Genomic DNA, 19,809 nt, shown 5'->3' on the forward strand with positions numbered 1-19,809 from the left:
GGACCTCAGCCGAAACGGCCGCCGACCGCGGGGACCTCAGCCGAAACGGCCGCCGACGGCGGCCATTTCCTCTTCGGTGGGTGCCGGGTCGATGCCGGTGCGCACGGCGCGCACGACGAGATCGATCGCGTACGCGACGAGCGCCGGCGCCTCGCGGGGCAGATGGTGGCCCGCGTCGGTGGCGAGGATCAGTGGGGCGTGGTGCTCGTCGGCCAGCTCGTGCTGGTTCATCTGCCAGAGTTCGTCGAGTGCCGGGTGCGGGATCGGGCTCGACGACCACCAGCCGGGCGTGCGGCCGAGCACGACCGCGGGCACCGGTGGCGGCGTGGACTTGCGCACCTCGACCTCGCCGGCCAGGGTGTCGACGGGGCTGGCGCCCGGTTCGTCACCGTCGTAGAGCGGGGGCTCGTCGCCGGCCGGCAGGGCCAGGCGGGGCAGCGAGCCGTCGATGAACACCAGGCCCGCCACCCAGGCCGGGTGCCGGTCGGCGAAGACGCGCACCACGTTGGCGCCCATCGAGTGGCCGGCCAGCACCATCGGTTTGTCCACACCCGACTCTTGGAGCAGCTCGGCCAGTTCCTCGGCCAGCACGCCGTACGACACCGGCCGCGCCGGATCGGCGCGGCCGGGAGTCTCGCCGATGCCCGGGCGGTCGTAGGCGAACGTGGTGCTGCCCGACCGGAGCAGTTCGATCACCGGATGCCAGCTCTCCCGGGTGAAGCCGAGCCCGGCCACCAGCACCACCGGAGGATCGTCGCCATGAGTGATCGAGTAGATCATCTCAGTGACGATAGGCTATCCGAGCAAGGTTCACATCCGGTGTGGACAACCGACAAATCAGTCGATCAAGCCTGATCCGGCGGTGATGCCGGGGCCGGCGAAGGGCCGTAGACCGGCCCGAGCACCGGGCCCGGCGCGGGCCCGAGCAGCGGGCCCCGCATCGGTGTGCCGGTCAACTCCTGCCCGACCCGGCGGTAGGGCTCCGGCCGGTGCGGCAGCTCGGCCACCGAAGCGGCGTGCCGCGGCGTGTGAGCCGGGCCCTCGATCGCCCGCTCGATCGCCCCGAGCAGCCGGCTCTCCTCGTGGTGGCGGTTGCGGTACCAGGCCGTCGACCACACCCGGTAGAGCGTCCAGCCCCGGTCGCGCAGCACTTGCTCGCGCACCCGGTCGCGGTCGCGCACCGCCGGCACCGCGCGATAGGCCGGGCCGTCGCACTCGACGCCGAGCACGTACACCTCGCCCGGCCGGCCCGGATGCCGCACCGCCAGGTCGATGGTGTGACCGGCCGTGCCGACCCGGGCCCGCACGCCGAAACCCCACGACCGGATCGCGTCCATCACCGACTGTTCGAGCGCGGTCGACGCCTCGTCGGAACCGGAGCCGAGCAGCGCCGCCGCCCCGTGCTCGGCGTAGTCCAGGTAGGCCTTCAGGTGGCGTACGGTCTCGTTGCCCAGGTCGGGAACGTCCTCGGACCGCAGCGAAGAGACCACCTCGACCAGCCGGCGGGCGCGGCTGATCGCGACGTTGAGCCGGCGCCAGCCCTTGGGACGGGTGAGCGCGCCCAGGTTCGTACTGATCTTGTCGTGCTCGTCGTAGCCGTACCCGACCGAGAAGATGATGACGTCGCGCTCGTCGCCCTGGGCGGCCTCGACGCTCTTGACGAAGAAGCCGGTGGTGCGGTCGCCCTCGAACAGGCCGGCATACTGCGGGCGCTCCTCGATCGCCCACTCCAGGGCGTCGCGGATCGCCTCGGCCTGCGCGGTGGCCAGCGTGACCACGCCGAGCGTCTGGCCGGGCCGGTGCGCGAGGTGGTGGAGCACGCGCTGGGCGACCGCGGCCGCCTCGATCGGGTTGTCGCGGGCGGTCTCCCGCCGGTAGACGCCGTCGACCGGGAAGAACGCGACGCCCATGTCCCCGGTGGACAGGTCGGCCCGCGGGAAGATGGTCAGCGCGCCCTGGTAGTACGCGTGGTCGGCGAACGCCATCAGCCCCTCGTGCCGGCTGCGGTAGTGGGTGTTCAGCGGCAGCGTGGCGAACGCCCGGCGGGCCGGCTCGAGCAGTGGGGTGGCGTCGGTCGGGGTGTCCTCCGGCCGCTCGTAGAACGAGGTCGGCGGGAGCTGGCGCTCGTCGCCGGCCACGATCAGGGCGGCGCCGCGGAAGATCGCGGGCAGCGCGTCGGCCGGGGTCAGGCGCGAGCCCTCGTCGACGATCACGACGTCGAAGCCGATGTCCGGCGGGAGCAGGGCGCTCACGGCGTACGGAGACATCAGGAAGCAGGGCTTGAGGCCGAGGACCGTGGTGCGGGTGAGGGCGAGCAGGTCGCGTACGGGCAGGTGGCCGAAGTGCTTGTTGCCCTCCCGGCGGACCACCTCGGTCGGCCCGCCCCGGCGGTTCTCGACCGCGGCGACGATGTCGGCCGGCGCGCCCGCGGTCAGTTCCTGGTCGAGCAGGTGGTATTCCTCGACCAGGTGGTTGCGGTCCTCCGCGCCGACCGGGCTCAGGTCGGGGTCGTCGCGCAGCACCGCGTCGGCCCAGCCGCGATAGAGCGCCCGTTCCAGCACCGGCCACATCGCCCCGGGCGCGATCCCCTCGGCGGCGCAGAAGTCGACCGCCGCGTCGAGACCGTGATCGGTGAAGATCTGCCCGGCGTCGGCGTGGGCGAACCACTGGTGCTGGCCCTCCTCGTCGGTCAGTAGAGCGCTGAGCAGCTCGTGTGCCCGGTCGTAGTCGTCGAGCAGGATGCTCAGCTCGCCCCGCCTCGGCGGCGCGAACGCGTCCAGCAGCTGCCCGCGCGCCTCCTGCCAGTCGGCGACCGCGTCGGCCAGCGTGGTCGACGGCCAGCACTCGGACAGGGCGTGGGCCTGCTTGTCGGTCAGCGGCTCGTCGTTGCCGCTGCGCAGCCGGCGGGCCTCGGCCGTCCACTCCGCGATGTCGGCCAGCGCCTTGACGTTGGTCTTGGTGCCCCGGTAGCCGGTGCCGAGGAGGGCGGCGTGGCTGGCCGCGTTGCGCCAGATCGCCGCCTCGGCCTCGGCGGCGGCCTCCCGCTGGCGGGACAGGTCCATCGCCTCGCCCAGCGTGAGCCGGCGCCCGGTCGGCGCGCTGTACGCCCGGATCAGCTCGGCCGCCTTGGTGAGCGGCCCGACGTGGGCCCGCAGCCACACGATCGCGGCCTGGACGCTGCCCTCGGCCAGCTCGGGCCGGGCCGCGTTGGCCGGCGGCGGATACAGCTTGGCGATCCACGTGCTGAACGCGGTCCGGGCCTCGCTGACGATCCGCAGCAGCGCGTTGTTGGGCCGGGCCGCCGACAGATGCACGGCCACCGCGGGCAGCGCCTCGGCCGGCGTCGTCTCGATCGCCTCGGCCGCCGTCCGCAGTGCCTCGTCGAGGGCCGCGAAGTCGGTCTCGCGGCCACGGAAATACCGGCCGAGGACCGGAGCGTAGGCGAGCGAAGCCTCTTCCAGGGCGTCCGACTCCTGCTTCCACGCCGCCGCGGTGTCCAGCCGGGCCACGGCGTCGGCCGGTTTGACGGTCGGCAGGGCCACCTCGGCCGCCGCTTTCTTGTCGCGCCGGTAGGAGCCGAACAGCTTGCGAGCACCGCGGTGCCGGGTCGCGAACCGCTCGGCCAGTTCCTCGACCGGCTCGGCCAGGGCCTCCTCACGGAAGTGCCGCCGGGCCTCGGTCTCGGCCGCCTCGACGGCGGCTATGCGCGTACGCAGAAGGGCCGCGCCTTCCCGGGCGCGAGCGAGCCCGCCCGGCTCGAACCAACTCGCCTCGGGTTTGTGCGGCCGGCCGATCAGGTCGGCGAGCGCCACCACCCGGGCGGTGTCCGGGAAGCTGACCACGTTGGGCAGCCCGAGCCGCGCGGTGACCCGGGCCAGGTTCTCCTGGTGCTGTTCGAGCACGTCGGCGTCGTCGGTGAACTTGCGGGCCAGGTCCTCGGCCTGGGTCGCGGTCAGCGGCCGCAGGTCGAGCGCCGGCGGGTCGAGGTAGAGGTCGGGCACGGTGCCCAGGTCGGCCGCCGAGGGCAGCTCCGACCAGGCCACCCCCTCGTATTCGAGCGCGGCCAGGTGCCGGGTCAGCTCGTCGATCGCCCGCTGCACCGGCTGCAGGTTGCGCATGGTCAGCCAGTCCTCGTGCACGTGCGGAGGCCGCCGGGCGGCGTGCCCGACCAGCGCCGCGAGCGTGCCCGCGTCGGCCGGTTCGTGCAGGTCGAACGCCTCGGCCAGCGGCGCGTTCTGCTCCGCGACCTCGGCCAGGCCCTCCAACGCGAGCTGGGCGCGGCGCAGGCGAAGGCCGAGCGGCTCGCGGTCGATCACGTCCCGCCAGAGGTACGCGTCGCGCCAGGTCGACGCGTAGTCGGCGACGGCCTGGCGCACCCGGTCGAAGCTCACCGGCGACAGGTCGGGCGGCGGGTCGGCCGGAACCGGGGCGGCCGGAACCTCGGTCAGGCCGGCGCAGGTCCCGAGCACCTGGTGCAGGCTGCGGCCCATCGGCCGGCGGACCCGGTTCATCGCGTCCGCGTACGCCTGAAGCCGCTCCCGCCGCTCCCGGACCGCCCGCCGGTCCACCGGGTCGACCCCGGCCAGCGGCGGCGGTTCGGTGTCGAGCGCGGCCGCGAGCGCCGAGGCGACCTCGGCCCGCCCGGTGGTGTGGCTGTGCAGCGCGAGCAGATAGTCGCCCAGCCCGGCCGCGTCCAGCCGGTCCCGCACCGTGTCGAGCGCGGCCGCCCGTTCCGAGACGACCAGCACCCGCTTGCCGGCGTGCAGCAGGCAGCCGACCATGTTGGCGATCGTCTGGGTCTTGCCGGTGCCCGGCGGGCCGTCGATCACGAAGCTGCGGCCCTCGACCGCGGCCGCCACGCATGCCCGCTGTTCGGCGTCGGCGTCGAGCAGCAGCGGCGCCTCCTCGGGCGGCCGCCGCTCGTCGATCTTCTCGGGCGGGATCGGCGTGAAGGCGTAGAGCTTGTCCCGGTCGCCGGTGGCCAGCGCCCGCACGACCGGGTGGGTCAGCACCCGCTCCTGCTGGTCGGTCAGGTCCTGGTACGCCGCCTCCCGGTGCAGCGTGAACCGGGAGAGCACGATCGTCTCGTCGGCCACCCAGCGGTAGTCGCCGATCGCCACGTCGAGCCTGGCCCAGAGCACGGTCACGTCGAGGTCGGCGAGCGGCCCGGCGACCGGCAGGTCGACGCCGAGCCTGGCCAGGCGCAGCGTGAGGGCCGGGTTGATCACCGGATCCTCGCTCCGGATGCGCAGCCGGTGGCCGTCGAGCTCGACCGGGAGCAGCAGGATCGGGCTGGTGTAGGCCGGGCCGGTCTCGTCCTGCCAGTGCAGCAGGCCGATGCCGAGGTGCAGGGTGGCGACGCCGCGGTCGAGGAACTCCTCGCGGGCGCGCACCTCGAGCCGGTGCACGACCGGCCGCATGATCTCTTCGGGGACGCGGGTGCGCAGGGTGAGAGCGGGGCGGGGGTCGAGCTCTTCCGGTACGCCCTCGGCGCCGGCGAACCCGCAGTCGTCGCCCTGCCGCAGCGCCTCGACGAGGCTCTTGGGTGACGGGCCGGCGATCTCCAGGGCGCCCGGGGCGTCGGGCCTCAGGTTGATCAGGCGGTTGGCGCCAGTGAGATCGAGCAGTTCGTCCCGCCAGCCGTCCAATGCCGCCCGCACATCATCGTCCACCGGCGTCATATCCCGATTCCAGCAAGCCGGACGCCCGTCACGCTGCCATTTGGCCCGGTTACTTCCGATAAATCGGACTCATTCCTTTACCGGTGGGGCTGGCGGGACCCGTGGGGCGGGAGGGCTCCATTGGCACCGCTGAGCAGGCCGCCCGCAGGCGCTTTCCGATCCGGGACATCCCCCTGACGCGAAGCGGCCCCACCCCGGACGCCGGGGTGGGGCCGAACACCGCACCGCGCTCAGGCGTGCGCCGGCTCCTCGACCGGCTCGGCCGACGCCGACGCCACCGCCCGCTCGAGGGCCGCCCCCTCGACGTCGAGGGCCGGCAGCCACCGCAGCCAGCGGGGCAGCATCCAGGCGGCCCGCCCGATCAGCGACAGCGCCGCCGGAATCGCGACCATCCGCACCACCACCGCGTCGAACAGGATGCCTGTGGCCAGGGCAAAGGCGATCGGCTTGATCGTGTCGTTGCCCTGCGGGACGAAGCCCGCGAACACCGAGAACATGATCGTCGCGGCGGCCACGACGACCGGGGCCGCCTGCCGGAAGCCGGTCACGATCGCCTCCCGCGGGGAGGCGCCGTGGGCGTGCGCCTCGTGCATCCGCGACACCAGGAACACCTGGTAGTCCATGGCCAGGCCGAACAGGATGCCCACGATGATGATCGGGGCGAGGCTCATCAGCGGCCCGGTCGAGCCGACGTTGAGCGCCTTGGCCAGCCAGCCCCACTGGAACACCGCGGTGGTCGCGCCGAGCGAGGCCCCGATCGTGAGCAGGAAGCCGAGCACGCCGAACACCGGTACGAGCAGCGACCGGAACACCAGCACGAGCAGCACGAACGCGAGCCCGACCACGAGCACCAGATAGACCGGCAGCGCCTGGCTCAGCTTCTGCGAAACGTCGATGCTGATCGCGGTCTGGCCGGTGACGTAGACCTTGGCTCCCGGTCCGTCGGCGACGTCGTCGCGGATCGCGTGCACCAGGTCGACCGTGGACTGGCTCTCCGGGCCCGACTTCGGGATCAGGGTGAGCAGCGCGGCGTCACCGCTCGGCGCGGGCCGGGGCGGGAGCGCCAGGGCCACGTCGGGCAGGCCGGAGATCTGCTGCCGCACCGTGCCGGCGTACGCGGTGGCGCCGGGCCCGTCGACCAGCACCAGCAGCGGTCCGGCGACGCCGGGGCCGAACCGGTCGTTGATGATCTGGGCCGCCCGGGCCTGGGTGCTGCCGTCGGCGTCGCGCTGGGCGAGCGACGTCCGCATGGAGAAGACCGGGATGGCGATCGCCCCGAGCGCGGCGACCGCCACGACCAGGCTGATCCAGCGCTTGCCGGACACCGTGCGCGACCAGCCCGCGATGAATCCCCGCCCGGTGTCTTCCGGCTGGACCGTGACGTCGCGCTTGCGGCGGGGCAGCGCCCGCGGTCCGACGACCGAGAGCATGGCCGGCACCAGGGTGATCGCCACCAGCACCGCGATGATGATCGTCGCCGCGGCGGCCAGGCCCATCTCGGTGAGGAACGGGATGCCGGCCACGACCAGGCCGGCCAGCGCGATCACCACGGTCAGGCCGGCGGTGACCACGGCCGATCCGGCGGTGCCGACCGCCGTCGCGGCCGCCTCCCGCACGGGAAGGCCGCGCCGGAGCTCCTGCCGGAATCTCGTGACGATGAACAGCGCGTAGTCGATGCCGACGGCCAGGCCGAGCATCACCGCCAGGATCGAGGTGGTCGACTGGAGCTGGACGAAGCCGCTCAGGGTGGTGATGCCGAGCGCGCCGATGGCCACGCCGACCGCGGCGGTCAGCAGGTTCATGCCGGCCGCGATCAGCGAGCCGTAGGTCACCGCGAGCACGATCAGCGCGACGATCACGCCGATGCCCTCGGAGGCGCCCCCGATGTCGGCCGGGTTGCGCGTGACGTCGCCGCGTACCTCGACGGTGAGGCCGGTCGCCGACCGCGCGTGGCCGACCTCGTCGAGCAGGGCCTGGCGCTGCGCGTCGGTCAGCTCGGAGGCCTGCACCGCGTAGGTCACGGTGCTGTAGGCCGCGCTCTGGTCCTGCGAGACCGCGGGCGCCTTGGGGTCGAGCGGGTTGCTCACGTTCGCCACGCCGGGCAGCTTGGCCAGCTCGCCGACCACCTGGGCGACCTTGCCCGCGGTGGCCGGGTCGGTGATCTTCGTGCCGGCCGGGGCCTCCAGCACGACCTGGCCCGAGCCGCCGGCCGAGGCGGAGCCGAACTTGCCGGTCATCAGGTCGAGCGCGATCGTCGACTCCTGGCCCGGGATCTTGAAGGTGCTGACCGTCGTGCCGGACAGCGTCGCGGCGCCCACCGCGACCGCGGCCAGCGCGACCAGCCAGGCCACGATGACCACGACTCGATGCCGGGCGGAGCCCATGCCGAGGCGGTACAGGAGCGTTGCCATGAGGGGATCCTTGCTAGTGAGTGGACTAGTGGGTGGGGTGTCCCAGCGCGTCGAAGGCGATCGCGACCAGCTCGGTCTCGCCCTCGAACTCGCTTTCGAGCAGGGCGATGCGGGCGATCGCCAGCGCGCCGAGCGCGCCGATCACCCGTAGGGCCCGGACCGGGTCGGAGGAGGGGTCGACCGCGAACGCCTCGAAGACCCCCGCGCCCACCTCCTTGAGCGTCTGGCCCATGTCGTCGTCTTTCTCGCCGAGCAGGCCGGAGAGCAGCAGGCGCACCGAGCCGGGCCGGCGCACCGCGAGATGGGCCACGCCGTTGAGGGCGGCGCGGTCGCGGTCGGGACCGGGCGGCAGGTCGGCGACCACCGCGGTGATCGCCCGCAACTCGGCCACGGAACGGTCGATGACCGCCTCCTGCAGGGCCTCCTTGCTCGGGTAGCGGTGCAGGAGGCCGGTCTTGGAATAGCCGACGGCGTCGGCGATGCGCTGCACCGACGTCTGCTTGAACCCGTGCCGGGCGAAGAGCGACGCGGCGGTCTCGAGGATCTCGTCGTCGATCTGCTGGCGGCTGGGACGCGGCATGCGGACCAGGGTAGTCGGTTACGGACCAAGTTGGTCCGGTACACCGACCGTGGTGGTCCTCACGGTCGGCCTGTCGGCAGCCCGACAGCACCGGCAAGAACCGGGGTGCCCTCCGGGGAAACCCCCGGAAAGTCCGGGTCCGGGCATGGTCATTCCTTCCCGTACGCCCCCATTCGCGGCCGTGATCGGTCTCGGCCCGGCCACCGGCCGTTGGGGGACCGATGCGGGTCGCACCCGGATGTCCCCGGCCCTGGAAGTCCCTAGTTTCAGCTGCGACACAGGTTGAGAAACGGCATAGGGGGCCGGAAATGGGCAAGCGACCGGTGACGGTACGCATGGCACGGTGGAGCGCCGAACACCCGTGGCGGGCGATCGCGCTCTGGATAGTCTTCGTGGCCATCTGCTTCGTGGGCGGCAACGCGGCCGGCACGGTCAAGGCCACCGCGCAGGACGACGCGATCGGCGAGTCCGGCCGCGCCTACGTGATGGTCGACGAGGGCAGGTTCGGTGACGCCCCGGCGGTCGACAACGTGCTGATCACCGCCCGGAGCGGCGCGCTCGACCAGGGCGCGGCCCAGAAGGTCGCGGCCGACGTCGCGTCTAAGTTCGCCACCGTGACCGGCGTCGAGAAGGTCGAGAAGCCGGTTCCGGCCCAGGACGGCTCGGCTCTGCTCGTGCCGCTGACCATGAGCGGCGACCCGGACACCGCCTCGGACCGCGTCCAGCCGCTGCTCGCGGCCACCGCCGAGATCCAGCAGGCGCACCCCGGGCTGCGGGTCGAGGAGGTCGGCGGGCCGTCGATCAACAAGGCGCTCGACGACACGCTGGGCAAGGACTTCCAGCGGGCCGAGGTCCTCAGCCTCCCGGTCACCCTGGCCATCCTGATCCTCGCGTTCGGCGCGCTGATCGCGGCCGGCGTGCCGGTGCTGCTCGCGCTGTCCTCGGTGATCGCCGCGATGGGCCTCTCGACGCTGGCCTCGCACCTGGTGCCGATGGGCGACGTGACCAGCAGCGTGATCCTGCTGATCGGCATGGCGGTCGGCGTCGACTACTCCCTGTTCTACGTGCGCCGGGAACGCGAGGAACGGGCCCGCGGACGCGGCCACGTCGACGCGGTCGAGGTCGCGGCGGCCACCTCCGGCCACGCCGTGGTGGTCTCCGGCACCGCGGTCGTCATCGCGATGTCCGGGCTGTTCCTGGCCGGCGACTCCACCTTCTCCTCGCTCGCGGTCGGCTCGATCCTGGTCGTCGCGGTGGCGGTGATCGGTTCGCTGACCGTGCTGCCGGCCCTGCTGGCCAAGCTCGGGCGCTGGGTCGACCGGCCCCGCGTGCCGTTCCTCTGGCGCCTGAGCACCCGCCGCCTCGGCGCCGAAGAGGGCAGCCGGGTCTGGCGCCGGCTGCTCACCCCGGCCCTGCGCTGGCCGCTGGCCACCCTGCTGGTCAGCGTGCTCGCCCTGCTCGCGGTGGCCGCCCCGGCGCTCGGCATGAAGCTGAAGTTCCCGGGCACCGAGGACCTGCCGCGCACCACCCCGGCCATGCAGGCGTACGACCGGCTGTCGGCGGCGTACCCGAGCAACGGCACCACCCACCTGATCGTGGTGAAGGCCCCGGCCGCTTCGGCCGGTGCCGTGCGGGCCGCCCTGACCAGGCTGGCCGACAGCACCCAGAAGGACCCGCTGTTCGCCAAGCTCGAGGCCACCGGCCCGGAGATCAAGGTCTCGCCGGACCACACGATCTCGATGCTCACCGTCGCGACGCCGTTCTCCGGCCGCAGCGACCAGGCCACCCAGTCGCTCGACCACCTCCGGCGGACCCTGGTGCCGGCCGCCCTCGGCGGCCTTCCCGGTGCCGAGTACGCGGTGGGCGGTGACGTGGCATCCACCGTCGACTACGCCAAGCACGTCTGGCACACCCTGCCGATCGTGGCCGGATTCGTGCTCGTGCTGACCTTCCTGGTGATGGCGTGGACGTTCCGCTCGCTGGTCGTCGCGGCGACCGCGATCGTGCTCAACCTGCTCTCGGCGGCCGCCTCGTACGGCCTGCTGGTGCTGGTCTTCCAGCGTGACTGGGCCCCGAAGCTGTTCGGGTTCACGTCGATGGACTCGATCGTCGCCTGGCTGCCGCTGTTCCTGTTCGTGGTCCTGTTCGGCCTGTCGATGGACTACCACGTCTTCGTGGTCAGCCGGATCCGCGAGGCGGTCCTGCGCGGCGTGCCGACCCGGGAGGCGGTCGCCCAGGGCATCAGCGGCTCGGCCGGCGTGGTCAGCAGCGCCGCCATCGTGATGGTCGCGGTCTTCGCGATCTTCGCGACATTGAGCACGATCGACATGAAGCAGCTGGGCGTGGGCCTGGCCGCGGCGATCCTGCTCGACGCCACGATCATCCGGGCGGTCGTGCTGCCGTCCCTGATGACCCTGCTCGGCAACGCCAACTGGTGGGCCCCCCGCTTCATGCGGCCGACCTCGGGCAAGCACGTCGCCCGGCCGGACGACGAGGTCCCCGCGACGCCGGAACTGGTCGGGGCTCCCTGACCGGCAGGAGAAACGACCCCCGGCCGCTGCCCCGCGGCCGGGGGTTTTACTTTTCGGTAACATCAGGGCCTTCAACGACCCCTGTCGATCGGTTATCGCGATGGCCACCGATGCTCTCGACGCTCTGGTCCACGACCTCGCCGAGGACCAGCAGCTGATCGACGACGTGGTCGGCGCGGCCCGGGCCGACTTCCCCGAGGTGGCCCGCCTGCCGTGGGCCGAGAGCCGCCGCCACGTCGCCGCGCTGATGGCGGCCGGTTTCGCCGCGTTCTCGCACGACTCCACCGAGGACCCCGACTTCACCTCGGCGTTCCGGTTCGGCGCCGAGCGGGCCGCCCTCGGCGTGCCGGTGGCCGGCCTGCTCTCCGGCGTCCACGCCGGGCGCAGCCGCATCCTCGAGATCGCCATCAACCGCGGGCGATCGGCCGGGATCCCGTACGACGTGCTGCTCGCGGCCCTGCTCAAGCTCGACAAGTTCGGCACCGCGCTCGAACACCACGTGATCGACGGCTACCGGGCCGCCGAACGCGACCTCGACCACGACGCCCGGGCCGACCGCATCCAGGTCCTGCGCCGGCTGCTGCTCGACGAACCGGACGACGGCCCGGCCCTCGACCCGGCCCAGTTCGGGCTCGCCCCGGCCGGCCGGTTCCACTGCGTGGTCTCCGACGCCGCCGAGCCGGGCCGGGTGCGGGCCATGGAGCAGACGTACGCCCGGTGCGGCGGCGTGCTCGCCCCGGTGGGCGGCCGGCTCAGCGGGCTGACCCCCCGCCTTCCCCCGACGACGCGGGACGAGCCGGGCGTGCTGGTGGTGACGACCCCGGCCGTACGCCTCGCGCAGGCGCCCGACGCCTATCGTCTCGGGGTGACCGCCCTGACCGCCGGCCTGGCCGGCGGGGCCGCCGGGGTGCGCAGCGTGACCGACCTGGCCGGCGAGACCGCCCTCGCCGCCCAGCCGTTGCTGGCCGGCTTCCTCAGCGAGGACCTGCTCGCCGGCCTCGACCCCGGCGACCCGTTCCACCGCGACCTGGTGTCGACCGCGCTGGCCTTCCTCGACCGCGGTCAGCGGCTCGACCGCACCGCGACCGCGTTGCACCTGCACCCGAACACGGTCCGCTATCGCCTGCGCCGCCTGCACGAGCTGACCGGTTTCAACGACGCGGGCGGTGCCCCGGTGACCGAGACGGTCCGCTGGTGGTGGGCCCTGCGGACCTGGCTGGGTCAGCCGGGTTAGGACACTCGCCCACGGGGGCCACCGGCCGGCGTGCTCACGGTGCGACGTTGGGACACTGGTCGACCGCCCCCGCCGGCTCGAGGGTGACCGGGTCGAAGTCGACCGTCCACCCGGCTCCGGACGCGGCGACGAACCGGACCGTGTGCGGGGCGGCGAACTCGACCCGGCCGAGGAACCAGTCGGCCGCCGGGTCGCCCCGCTCGTTGTCCTGGAAGCACGCCATCTCGATGTCGCTCTCCCGGCTGGCCAGCCCCTCGCGGGTGCGCAGCACCAGCCGGATCCGGTGCGGCGCGGTCAGGCCGGCCGAGACCCGGTAGGCCACCACCTGGTAGTCCGGTGACGACGCCTCGACCCCGACCTCGTGCTCCGGCGGGAAGACCAGCCGCAGGAAGCCGAGCGGCACGGCCAGCGCCAGCGCGAGGCCGCCCGCGAGGACGCCGGCCAGCCGCCAGCCGGTGGGCACCCCGCGGCGCACGCAGGCACCCAGCATCAGCGCACCGCCGAGGGCGAGGCTCAGGACCGGGTGGTAGAGACGCTGGAGGGCGACGTGCTGCATGTCGCCGCGGTCGAGCAGCGTCAGAAGGAACACCAGCAGCACGACGACGGATGCCGCCGCCAGGCCCCCGTCGAGCACCCGGCGCCGCGTTGAAGTCACGGCGGGAGTCTAAGGGGGCCGGGCGTCGATGGATCAGCCGTAGGTCAGGGTGAAGTTGTTGCTGGTGAAGTTGGACTGGCCGGCGGTGCCGCTCAGCTCGAAACCGAACTGGATGTCGCCGATCGTGACGTCGGCCCACCAGCCGTTGGTGCGCAGCCAGTTCAGCACGGCCAGCACGTCGACGGTCGCCGCGGTCGTGGTGCTGGTGCGGACGAACGAGTAGACCGCGTTGGCGCCGTTCGAGCCGCGGTAGACGTTCCAGGTGCTGCCGCCCACGCTGACGTTGCGCGCCGTCGGGACGGCGCCGTTCGAGTCGTACGATTCGGCGATCGGGCCGACCGCGCCGTGCTGGTTGGCCCAGATCATCACCTCGTACGCGTTGCTGTTGGCCCAGATGTCGTACGCGGTCTCGTAGTCGCCGTCGGCCGGAACCGACACGTTGAACGAGCTGCTGACCGACGACAGCGAGCTGAGCTGGCGGTTGAGCGTCTTGCCGCTGTGCGGGTACGACTTCACGCCGCTGGTCCGCGGATGGTTGGCGACGACACCCCAGTTGGAGCCGGTACGCGCCCAGATCGTCTGCGGCCCGGCCCCGCCACCCCACACGTCGTTGTTCAGGGTGTAGCCGTTGTTGGTCCACGTGTCCCACTGCCCGCTGGCGACCCAGGCCGCGTCGCTCGGGACGCCGCTGCCCCCGGTCGGCGGCGAGGTCGTGGGCCCGGTCGTCGGTCCGATCGTCGGTCCGGTCGTGGGGCCCGTGGTCGGCGGGGTCGTGCCGGTGGTGCTTCCCGTGCACGCCACGCCGTTGAGGCTGAACGCGGCCGGCACCGGATTGCTGCCGGTCCACGAGCCGTTGAAGCCGAACGACGCCGTCCCGTTGGTCGCCACCGAGCCGTTGTAGCCGGCGTTCCGGGCCGTCACCTGCGACCCGCTCTGGGTCACGGTCGCGTTCCAGGCCTGGGTGACCTGCTGTCCCGCGCCGTACGACCAGGTCAGCGTCCACGAGCTGACCGCGTCGCCGAGGTTCTTGACCGTCACGTTGGCCCCGAATCCGCCGGGCCAGCTGCTGCTGATCGTGTAGCCGACCGTGCAGCCGCTGAGCGCGGACGCCGGTAGCGCCGTCACCACGCCCGCGCCGGCCGCGATCATCGTCGCGACGGCCACGGACAGGCCGAGTGTTCGCTTTCGCATCTCGTTCCAATCTCCGAGGTCGGTGAAAGGCCAGCGCGCTCAGCGATTCGTCGAAGCGCTTCGACGATGGCCTCCGTCATTTCACCGACGTCAATGTGGTTTGGCCGAGATGTTAGGCGCGCGGGTTCCCGCCGAACAAGACTTGCATCGATAACTGCAAATACTTTGACGCTCCTCGAAGGGCTGGGACGGTGCTCACCGCGTACGGAAAAAGGCGCGGCGGCCCGGAAAGGCCGCCGCGCCGAATCGGACCGGAAGGTTATGCCGGGCTGCAGGAGACCGTCGGCCAGGTGGTCTTGCCGTTGGTCTGGATCGTCACGCCGAAGCTGTTGCCGCTGCCGTTCGGCTTGGCGGTCATGACCTGGGCGCTCGACCAGGTCGCGGTCGTGTTCCAGGTGGCGATGACCTTCTCCGGGGAGGGGATGTTCATCGTCACGGTCCAGGTGTTGGAGCCGGCGACCGTCACGTTGAGGTTGTAGCGGTCGCTCCACGACTGGCCGGCCGAGAGGGTCGCCGAGCAGCTGCCGCCCCCGCCGCCCCCGCCACCACCGCCGCCGCTGCTCCCGTCGGGAGCGACCGCGCGGCCGGTCTGCGGTGAGATCATGCCAGCGCACAGGCCCCGGCTGGTCAGGCCCTGCACGATGCGCGGGATCGCGGCCAGCGTGTTGGCCGGCCACTCGTGCATCAGGATGACCTGCCCGTTGGTGAGGCGGGCGTTCGCGGCGACGATCGCGTCGACGCTGGCGCCGTTCCAGTCCTGCGAGTCGATGTCCCAGATGACCTGCCGCAGGCCGTACTTCTGCTCGACCGACTGCAGCGCCCCGTTGGTCTCGCCGTAGGGCGGGCGGAACAGCTGCGGCGTGCCGCCCCCGGCGTTGGCGATCGCCGTCTGGGTGCGGGAGACCTCGGAGTCGATCTGGGCCTGGCTCTCCTGGATCAGGTGCGGGTGCGTATAACTGTGGTTGCCGATCCACATGCCGGCCGCCTTCTCGGCCGCGACCTGACCCGGATAGGCGGCCGCATACTGGCCCTCGTTGAAGAGGGTCGCCCGGATGCCGTTCTGCTTCAACGCGTTCAGCAGGGCCGGAGTGTGGTCATTGGACGGTCCGTCGTCGAACGTGATGCCGACATAGCCGTTGCAGGTCGCCGCGTCGGCCGGGCCCGCCGCTATCCCGACGAGGCCGGCGGCGGCGGCCAGGGCCACCGCGGCGAGCATGACTCGCTTACGCATGATTCCTCCGCTTCTTTTCGGGTACGCCGTCAGCCCGCTGAGCAGGACACGGTCGGCCAGGTCGTCTTGCCGTTGGTCTGGATCGTCACGCCGAAGTTGTTGCCGCTGCCGTTCGGCTTCGCGGTCAGCACCTGAGCGGACGGGTACGTCGCCGTGGTGTTCCAGGTGGCGATGATCTTCTCGGGAGAAGGGATGTTCATCGTGATGGTCCAGTTGCTGGAGCCGGTCACCGCGGCGTTCAGGTTGTAGCGGTCGCTCCACGACTGGCCGGCCGACAGGGTCGCGCTGCAGCCGCCGGTCGTGCCGCCACCACCGCCACCGCCCCCGCCGCCTCCGCCGCCGCTTGTGCTGTCGAGCGTGATGTTGGAGCTGCCGCTGCTCTGGTAGCCCTCGGTGGCCAGGATCTGGTAGTCGAACGAGCCGAGGTTCATGCCATAGCGGGCCCACGCGTCGAAGTGGTTGCCGGTCGTGATGGTGCCGCCGGTCCGCTTCGACTGCCGGACGCTCCAGTACTGGTTGAACGTCGCGTTCCCCTGGATCGACGGCGCGTTGTAGCGGGTCGTCTCGTAGATGTCGTACGTGCCGCCGTCGCTGGTCACCGTGCCCTTGTAGGTGCCGGTCGGCTTGTACGTGCCGTAGTTGTCGACGATGTAGTACTCGACCAGCGGGTTCGTCGTCCAGCCGTACAGCGACAGATAGGCGTTGCCGCTCGGGCTGAAGCTGCCCGAATAGTTGATGTTGCGCCGGCCGCCCGGCTTCCAGCCCTTGCCGGCCACGAAGTTGCCGACGTTGCTCCAGTTGGTGCTGTAGTTGCCGCCCGAGCCGAGGTTCATGGACGAGGAACCACCGCCGTCGGTCCAGAACGAGTAGAAGTAGCCGTTGTTGGTGCCGGTCTGGCTGGAGGTGATGGCCGCGTTGGCCACACCGGGCACCAGCAGGGACGCGGCGGTGAGGGCCACCGCGCAGGCGCCGCCGAGCAGCAGGCGGACCCGGCCGCGGCGGCGTCTTCGCGGAGGTGCGGGGATGTCGGTCATGCATTGCTCCTCGGGGGCGGGCAGCGCGAATCGCACCGGCGCGGGCCGGTGTCTGAGCGCAGCGGAAATTGCCGGTCAGGCGACCGGACCGCCGGGCCTCGGTGGTGACCCGGATCGACGGCAGTTGATGCCCGTCGATGGCGCAAGTATTCGACCGCCGTCAACATCTTGTCAACAACTCTCGGAAATATTGCGGAAATAGAAGCGGCGCTCGTGGTCGGTATCTTCGCAGCCCAAGGCCGATTGACCCGATCACGACGCCGCCTGATCGGCGGACCTGCCCGTCATTGCTATCCGCTAGTTTCCGAAAGTTTCGGAGCCGCCACGGCGTGTTCGCCGAGGTTAAACGCGCTCTGTGTCCACCGGCCGTCGAGTCGATCAGCCAGGCTGGGCGCCCCAACTCCGAAACTTCACCTCAGTTGGACATGCCGTGAAGCCGGGTGAGGTAGCCCGACGCGTGCTCCGGCGCCCGGAACTGCAGCGTGTCCCGCACGTTCTTCTGCACCGCCACCGCCGCGAACAGCGTCATCGCGAACGCCATCCCGTAGAAGCCCTTCTCGCTCAGCGCCATCCCGCTGTTCCAGAGGCCGACCGTCAACATCAGCACCGCGAGCCCGACCACTGACCACGACAGCCCGAGATAGAGCCCGGTCACCGGCAGCCCGTCCGCCCCGTCCCGCACCGACTTCTGCAACGACACCGCCGCGAAGACCCCGAGCACGAACACCGCGGCATAGAACCCCTTCTCGCTCTTGGTCATGCCGGCATTCCACAGCCCGACCGCGTACGAGATGACGCCAAGCGCAAGCACAGCCCACGACGCGCCGACAAACGCGGCGGTGGGCTTGGCCGAAGCCGACTGGTTAACCATGAGATTCCTCCGAGGGATCGGATGCCGGGGTGGTGCGACCAAGCCTGCCGCCCGCCCCCACCGTCGCCCCTGAGTAGCCCTACTCAACTCACATAGGCTCCCACCAGGGAAAACGCCACTCAGTCCCCGGCCGGAAACTTCCGGCTCACCAGCCTCGCCCCGACTTCCGAGAATGATCTTTCGCCTCCGCGTAAGGTGCCTGCGACACCGGTGTGGATCTCGTCGAGGCCGTGGATGGCCCCAAATTTCGATCAGAAGAGGCTGCGGCGATGGCCGGAGATCTTCGTCGCGTCAATTTCCGCGGCAGCGCTCGGCTGGCCGACATGGCCCCGGCGGCCAGCAAGTCGTAACCGCCTCGGGCCGGCCGTGCGGAAGCCGCGCCCAGGCCAGCACGATGGCATTGCGGCCGACACCATCGTTTCCGCTGGACTGCGCGTCCCAGCGGCCCTGGACGAGCGGCCCATGATCGGGAGAGCGCGAGTCCGGCCGTAAGCGTCTTGCTCCCGCGCATCGAGAGCTGCGGCAGCTCCCCGTCGGGACCCGCGCGAGCCCGGCCGCGGGGAGCGCACCCGGCCGCGCCCACCCGGCCGCACCCACCCGGCCGCACCCACCCGGGCCGCGCCGCCCACCCATCGCGCTCACCCGGCCGCGCACCCACCGATCGCGGTCACCCTGGTCGGGCCCCCACCAGCCACGGTCACGCTGGTCGCGCCCCCACCAGCCACGGTCACCCGGGCCGCGCCCCCGCCAGCCACCGTCACCCGGGCCGCGCCCCCACCGGCCACGCTCACCCAGGCCGCGCACCCACCGGCTGGTTCCGGCCAGCCGGATGGCCGGGAGTGTCGGTGGCCGCACGGTCGCCTGCGCACTGCTGCCGACCTTCGCCGACGAGGCCGACTGGATCGGCGACTCGATGCTCACCGCGTGGCGGATCGCGGCCGGCCTGCGGGAGGCGATGCCCGAGGAGATCCCGGTCGAGAAGCGCCCGACCAGCCCGATCCTGGTGCGCGTCCGCAGCCAGATCCCGGTGATCGAGGCGGCCCTGCGGCCTTCCGGTCGAGGTGGTCGGCCTGGGCGGCCTCCTGGACACCCCGGAGGTACGCGACGTCGTCTGCACCCTGCCGCGGTCACCGCTGGCCGGGGCGGTGGGACCACGTGGCCGCCGATCCGGAGCAGGTCGTGGACGTTCAACGGCGCTTACAACACGTGACCAGCAGCTCGCCAGCCGCCAGATTCGCGCGGGTCGACCAGCTTCAGCACCTCGCCGGCGCCCCCGAACGCCTCATGCCGCAGTCGCTCGGCCTGCTGGACCTCGCCGGCCCGACGACCGGCAGCCCCCGCGAACGCATCCGGCAACTCGACCACATCGTCGACGCGGCCACCGGTCTTCGCCGAGCGCAGCCACATGCCGGGCAACCCGGCCGGGAAGATGCCCGCGCACAGCTCGGAGCGCATCTCGGCCGTAGGCGCCGACCTCAACCGCTAGGTCACCGACCCGGCCGCCCTGACCGACGCCGCCAGGCAGACCGCGACCTGACCACCGACCGAACGCCGACCAACCTGGCCGAGTTCGGCGTCGACACCTTCGAGCGTGGCTCGACCAAGGCAAAGGCCACCACCTCAGCCGAGCCGATGCGCCGCTTCCCCCGCTGCTCGACGAGTCGTCCGACCGGAGCACGCCGACTCACCCACCGGCTCCGCCAACCCCAGCCCGGCAGCGATCAGTACGCCTCCGAAATGACGAGACGCGCTCCGCCCGTGAAACCTCAACGACCCAGGTTCCGCCGGAGCGTCCATCCCGTCAAAGACCGTCCCGTTGGATCAGTGGAGTAGGACACGTAGGCCGCCCTCACATCCTTGACCCAGCCTCGCTAGCCGGCAGAACCTAAGGACAAAGCCGCACTCCCCCTTGAAATGCCAGGCGCGCTCCGCCCCCAGACCGGCGAGCGCACCCGCAAACGCCGACGACTCCAACCCGCCGCTGGACACAAGGCCCAAACCCGCGCGCGCAAAGCCCAAAAAGCGCGTGGAAAGCGTCTCCCCCAACCCACCACCAGGCTTCAGGAACTACGGCCCGCAACCGGCAAACCGCACCGCCCCAGCCCTCGCCCAACCCCGGCCGGCCCAGGACGTGTTCTCGCAACCGGCGCGGCACAACCCCCCAGCCCCGCGCAAACCCCGGCCTGCCCGACCAACTCCCCCGGAATACCCACTGACCGCAAGCCCCGCAAAAGCGCAACGGGACCCGAAAGGCAACCCCAACTCCTGGCAGCAGCAACCACCCTAAAAGGCCAAACCTGCTGACCTAAACCATGCAAGGGATTCGGGGCGGGGGGGGGGCAGTTAGTAATAAATTGGTTTTCATGCGGTTTGTTGACCGCCGCCCCCCA

Annotated in this window: 13 protein-coding genes and 1 pseudogene; 4 read left to right on the forward strand and 10 right to left on the reverse strand. The window is 71.8% G+C overall.

Annotated elements, in window-relative coordinates:
• Window positions 1-36: 36 nt before the first annotated feature.
• From AB0M88_RS24045 to AB0M88_RS24060, 4 genes are all read right to left on the reverse strand, one after another.
• Window positions 37-780 carry an alpha/beta fold hydrolase gene (locus AB0M88_RS24045; protein WP_364105765.1) on the reverse strand — a complete coding sequence of 248 codons (744 nt, stop codon included), beginning with the start codon at window positions 778-780 and terminating at the stop codon, window positions 37-39.
• 65 nt (window positions 781-845) lie between these two features.
• A complete protein-coding gene (locus AB0M88_RS24050) occupies window positions 846-5,681 on the reverse strand; it encodes a DUF4011 domain-containing protein (protein ID WP_364105767.1) in 4,836 nt (1,611 codons plus the stop codon).
• A 230-nt stretch (window positions 5,682-5,911) separates the two neighbouring features.
• The gene (locus AB0M88_RS24055) at window positions 5,912-8,092 is read right to left on the reverse strand and encodes an MMPL family transporter (protein ID WP_364105769.1); all 2,181 of its coding nucleotides are present in this window, start codon (window positions 8,090-8,092) and stop codon (window positions 5,912-5,914) included.
• Between the two features lie 25 nt (window positions 8,093-8,117).
• On the reverse strand, window positions 8,118-8,672 hold the full coding sequence (locus AB0M88_RS24060; protein ID WP_364105771.1) for a helix-turn-helix domain-containing protein: 555 nt from the start codon (window positions 8,670-8,672) through the stop codon (window positions 8,118-8,120).
• Window positions 8,673-8,980: 308 nt separating this feature from the next.
• Here AB0M88_RS24060 and AB0M88_RS24065 point away from each other — a divergent pair, with 308 nt between their 5' ends.
• Both AB0M88_RS24065 and AB0M88_RS24070 read left to right on the forward strand, forming a co-directional pair.
• On the forward strand, window positions 8,981-11,203 hold the full coding sequence (locus AB0M88_RS24065; RefSeq protein ID WP_364105773.1) for an MMPL family transporter: 2,223 nt from the start codon (window positions 8,981-8,983) through the stop codon (window positions 11,201-11,203).
• 100 nt (window positions 11,204-11,303) lie between these two features.
• Window positions 11,304-12,437, forward strand: coding sequence for a helix-turn-helix domain-containing protein (locus AB0M88_RS24070; protein ID WP_364105775.1), 1,134 nt, complete (start codon window positions 11,304-11,306; stop codon window positions 12,435-12,437).
• A 34-nt stretch (window positions 12,438-12,471) separates the two neighbouring features.
• On the opposite strand, the gene AB0M88_RS24075 is transcribed toward AB0M88_RS24070, so the two are convergent.
• The 5 genes from AB0M88_RS24075 to yiaA form a co-directional block, all read right to left on the reverse strand.
• The gene (locus AB0M88_RS24075) at window positions 12,472-13,092 is read right to left on the reverse strand and encodes a hypothetical protein (RefSeq protein ID WP_364105777.1); all 621 of its coding nucleotides are present in this window, start codon (window positions 13,090-13,092) and stop codon (window positions 12,472-12,474) included.
• A 33-nt stretch (window positions 13,093-13,125) separates the two neighbouring features.
• Complete coding sequence (locus AB0M88_RS24080) at window positions 13,126-14,283, reverse strand: cellulose binding domain-containing protein (RefSeq protein WP_364105779.1); 1,158 nt, start codon at window positions 14,281-14,283, stop codon at window positions 13,126-13,128.
• A 259-nt stretch (window positions 14,284-14,542) separates the two neighbouring features.
• A complete protein-coding gene (locus AB0M88_RS24085; protein ID WP_364105781.1) occupies window positions 14,543-15,514 on the reverse strand; it encodes a polysaccharide deacetylase family protein in 972 nt (323 codons plus the stop codon).
• A gap of 29 nt (window positions 15,515-15,543) precedes the next feature.
• Window positions 15,544-16,548: a glycoside hydrolase family 11 protein gene (locus AB0M88_RS24090; protein WP_364105783.1), complete on the reverse strand. Its 1,005-nt coding sequence runs from the start codon at window positions 16,546-16,548 to the stop codon at window positions 15,544-15,546.
• A 415-nt stretch (window positions 16,549-16,963) separates the two neighbouring features.
• Window positions 16,964-17,419 carry an inner membrane protein YiaA gene (gene yiaA / locus AB0M88_RS24095; protein ID WP_364105785.1) on the reverse strand — a complete coding sequence of 152 codons (456 nt, stop codon included), beginning with the start codon at window positions 17,417-17,419 and terminating at the stop codon, window positions 16,964-16,966.
• 212 nt (window positions 17,420-17,631) lie between these two features.
• Here yiaA and AB0M88_RS24100 point away from each other — a divergent pair, with 212 nt between their 5' ends.
• On the forward strand, window positions 17,632-17,769 hold the full coding sequence (locus AB0M88_RS24100) for a hypothetical protein (protein WP_364105787.1): 138 nt from the start codon (window positions 17,632-17,634) through the stop codon (window positions 17,767-17,769).
• A gap of 503 nt (window positions 17,770-18,272) precedes the next feature.
• Window positions 18,273-18,540: pseudogene (locus AB0M88_RS24105) on the forward strand (hypothetical protein); the annotation flags it as partial.
• 76 nt (window positions 18,541-18,616) lie between these two features.
• Here the strand turns inward: AB0M88_RS24105 and AB0M88_RS24110 are convergent.
• Complete coding sequence (locus tag AB0M88_RS24110; RefSeq protein ID WP_364105790.1) at window positions 18,617-18,874, reverse strand: hypothetical protein; 258 nt, start codon at window positions 18,872-18,874, stop codon at window positions 18,617-18,619.
• Between the last annotated feature and the right edge of the window lie 935 nt (window positions 18,875-19,809).

It is taken from the genome of Actinoplanes sp. NPDC051411 (assembly GCF_040682075.1).
GTDB lineage: Bacteria > Actinomycetota > Actinomycetes > Mycobacteriales > Micromonosporaceae > Actinoplanes.